Origin of the sequence: Pontibacterium sp., assembly GCF_041587635.1 — a bacterium.
Lineage (GTDB): Bacteria > Pseudomonadota > Gammaproteobacteria > Pseudomonadales > Balneatricaceae > Pontibacterium.
The window spans coordinates 1-3127 of the sequence record NZ_JBFGYC010000478.1; the positions used below are offsets into that span (position 1 = coordinate 1).

Annotated in this window: 5 protein-coding genes; 2 read left to right on the top strand and 3 right to left on the bottom strand. The window is 51.8% G+C overall.

The window, feature by feature from the left end; all coding sequences use genetic code 11:
* On the bottom strand, positions 1 to 420 hold a 420-nt coding region (locus ABYW01_RS17750; protein WP_372835360.1), incomplete at its 3' end, for a TetR/AcrR family transcriptional regulator.
* 110 nt (positions 421 to 530) lie between these two features.
* On the opposite strand from ABYW01_RS17750, the gene ABYW01_RS17755 reads away from it, so the two are divergent.
* A complete protein-coding gene (locus ABYW01_RS17755) occupies positions 531 to 1070 on the top strand; it encodes a carboxymuconolactone decarboxylase family protein (protein ID WP_372835363.1) in 540 nt (179 codons plus the stop codon).
* Between the two features lie 18 nt (positions 1071 to 1088).
* On the opposite strand, the gene ABYW01_RS17760 is transcribed toward ABYW01_RS17755, so the two are convergent.
* Positions 1089 to 1757 (bottom strand): tRNA (adenine(22)-N(1))-methyltransferase TrmK, encoded by a 669-nt coding sequence (locus ABYW01_RS17760; protein WP_372835366.1) that lies wholly within the window; start codon positions 1755 to 1757, stop codon positions 1089 to 1091.
* Positions 1758 to 1951: 194 nt separating this feature from the next.
* On the opposite strand from ABYW01_RS17760, the gene ABYW01_RS17765 reads away from it, so the two are divergent.
* Positions 1952 to 2443: a GNAT family N-acetyltransferase gene (locus ABYW01_RS17765; protein ID WP_372835369.1), complete on the top strand. Its 492-nt coding sequence runs from the start codon at positions 1952 to 1954 to the stop codon at positions 2441 to 2443.
* A gap of 129 nt (positions 2444 to 2572) precedes the next feature.
* Here ABYW01_RS17765 and ABYW01_RS17770 read toward each other — a convergent pair whose 3' ends face one another.
* Positions 2573 to 3124 carry a pseudouridine synthase gene (locus ABYW01_RS17770; protein WP_372835372.1) on the bottom strand — a complete coding sequence of 184 codons (552 nt, stop codon included), beginning with the start codon at positions 3122 to 3124 and terminating at the stop codon, positions 2573 to 2575.
* Between the last annotated feature and the right edge of the window lie 3 nt (positions 3125 to 3127).

Sequence of the window (3127 nt, forward strand, 5' to 3'; positions counted from 1 at the left end):
ACGGATAATATCCGTGAACAGATGCTCCATCATACTCAACGAAGCAATCGCCTGCGCCCGCAGCTCAGCATGAGCATCGGTTAGCTCGGACAGCGTTTTGATCAGCATACAGACCTGCCCTGCTTCTCCCAGCGTTGGCTCGAACAACACCTGCACAAAGAAACTGCGCAACCCGGCTAAACCACTTGAGTGCTGCGTCAGCTTTTCATCAAGAATACCGGACATGCAGCTCGCGTAGTGCTTTAACGTTTCAGCATACAAGTCCTCTTTGCTACCAAACGCCGCATAAATACTGCCGGGTCGCATATCGACGGCCTGTTGCAAATCCCGCGTTGACGTTGCACGAAAACCCTTCTGCCAGAACAGCAGCATCGCTTTGTGGATCACATCTTCACGGTTGTATTTAGCGATATTTGGCATCGGACTTCCTGCGTTGAACTGTGCACAAATTTTATCTTGATCACTTGATCAATTACAAGTAGCCTTTAACTTGATCACTCGATCAACTTCAACCTCAAAGGACAGAACCGATGAACAACTTTGAAGTCCACACTCAGGAATCTGCACCCGAAAACAGCAAACCGCTGCTGGATAACTCGATCAAAGCCTTTGGCAGCATTCCAAGCTTGCATGGCGTCATGGCTGAATCACCTGAACTGCTTGAGGCATATCAGATGCTGCACAAGCTGTTTCAGGACACATCGCTTAACAAGGAAGAGTTGACCGTGGTCTGGCAGACCATCAACGTCGAGCACGAATGCCATTACTGCGTGCCGGCACACGCAGCGATTGCCAGTATGATGAATGTTGACGACGCCCTGACTCAGGCGCTACGTAATCGAGAGCCACTGGGTGATGCCAAATTACAGGCGCTGCACGATATGACACTGGCGGTTTTACGCAACCGGGGACAGGTTGCAGAAGAGGAAGTCGCTAAGTTTTATGCGGCCGGATATGGCCCGAAACAGCTACTGGAGATTATTCTGGGGATGTCACAGAAGGTGATGAGCAACTACGTGAATCACCTCGCGGATACGCCACTGGACGAGCGGTTCGCCAAATTTGCGTAAGACAACGCCGCACTGAGTTCAGACAGAGGGCAGCAGCCCCCGATAGTCCGCAAGAATACGGTCTGCCTGCTGCCCCGCATTTTTCTCCATGCGCGTGTAATGTGCGATGGTGCGCTCTAAGTATTCTCGATCTGACTCGCGAGATAGATCCCACATCAACGACCCTGCCGCTGCAACCGGCTGATCACTGTGGTTAGACACATGGATCACCTCATAGAATTTCTGCTTGTCTTCTAGCAGCACTTCATCGACCAAGCCATACCCCAGCTCTATAAGCAGGCATCGCAGCTGATAATTCTGGCGCACCGGACACAGTATAAATTCCAACGCGTGATCAGGATGGGCCTCGGTGATCGCCCGCACCATATCCATCGTCAGATCACCGCCCACCCCGGCGATGATAACCAGCTGCTTAGAATCGGGATCAGATAACGTCAGACGAGAAACGTCCTCACAATGCACCTGCCAGCTACAACCGACAAACGCGTCATTCGACTGGCTCTCCAGTTGCGTCTGGATAGCATCGGTTAACGACTCAACCACATCTACAAAGTGCACGGTTTTGGCTGCACCCCGCTTGAGCAACGCCGTACCCAGATAACCATGATCACAACAACAGTCCCAAATGTGGTCGTATGGGGTGGTGATCATCTGGTCGATGTGTTGAAGGCGTTGGCTGAGTTTCAAGAGTCAGATCCGGTCAGAAGAGTTGAAGGCGCCTATCATATCCATGTCCGGCACACAGGCAAATGAGATTTCATACCCGTGATCGAAAATATCAGTGCCGACCCTCTGCACCCTGCCTTATACTCTCGCACGGCCCAAAACGCTGCGCGTCAAACCGCATCAACCAAGACCACTACCATCAAAGGACGACTCGCGTGTCTGAGATCACCACCTATTATCTGGAAATGAAGAACGTCGCCCAGTTAAACGGCAAAGACCAGCCTGATCAACTGAGTGTCGTTGAGGTGGAAAACGATCAGTTCGAACTGAACCGTTTCCTCTACCAGCTTGTTGGTGCCCAATGGCAGTGGACGGACAAACTGGCCCTCTCGGATGACGATTGGAAGCACTACGCCGAAGATAAAAACCTGCGCACCTGGGTTGCCTATTCCCAAGGCGCGATTGCCGGATACTACGAACTGAACAAGCAGGATAACGGTGTCGTCGAGATCGCCTACTTTGGCCTGACGCCACAGTGTATTGGTAAGGGATTTGGAGGTTATCTGCTCACCCATGCAATCAACTCAGCATGGGGATGGGAAGGCACTCAGCGGGTATGGGTACACACCTGCAGCCTGGATCATAAGAGCGCACTTGCGAATTACACAGCACGCGGTTTTGAAATCTACAAAACGGAAACAGAGTAACCGCAATCGCGGGAAACTCCTGCGGAACCCCTCGCACTAATCCACCGCTGTACCAGCCCTTTTTATACACCTCAGGGCGCTGAAGGTAAGCAGATTCCAATTCATCAAGTTGGCTAAAACATACAGCGGTTAGCGGGAAAAGGACTTCACTTCATCCGCTGTTAAATACCGCCACTGCCGCTCCTCCACATCCAGCGCGACCTCACCGATTTGTTCACGATGCAGTGAAACAACACGATTACCCACCGCAGCAAACATCCGCTTAACCTGATGAAACTTGCCCTGCGTGATCGTCAGAAGCACCTCTTTGGGGTTAACCACCTCTAGCGTCGCAGGCAAAGTCAGTTGCTCTTCCCCCTGCAACATCACACCACGCTTAAACTTATCCGCTACATCATCCGCAATCGGTCGCGACAATCCCACTCGATAGACCTTTTCGCACTGCGAATCGGGCGTTGTGATATGGAATGACCAACGCCCGTCATCGGTGATCAACACCAGACCTGTGGTGTCTGCATCCAAACGACCGGCGATATGCAACTCATCCGCACGCTCAATATCCACATACTTAAACAGAGACGGATAAACATCATCCACATTGGCGCAGATCGTCCCGGCGGGCTTGTGCATCAGGAGATAACGAAAGGCACGGGGCTTAAGTGTGTGACCGTTGAATGTGATCTG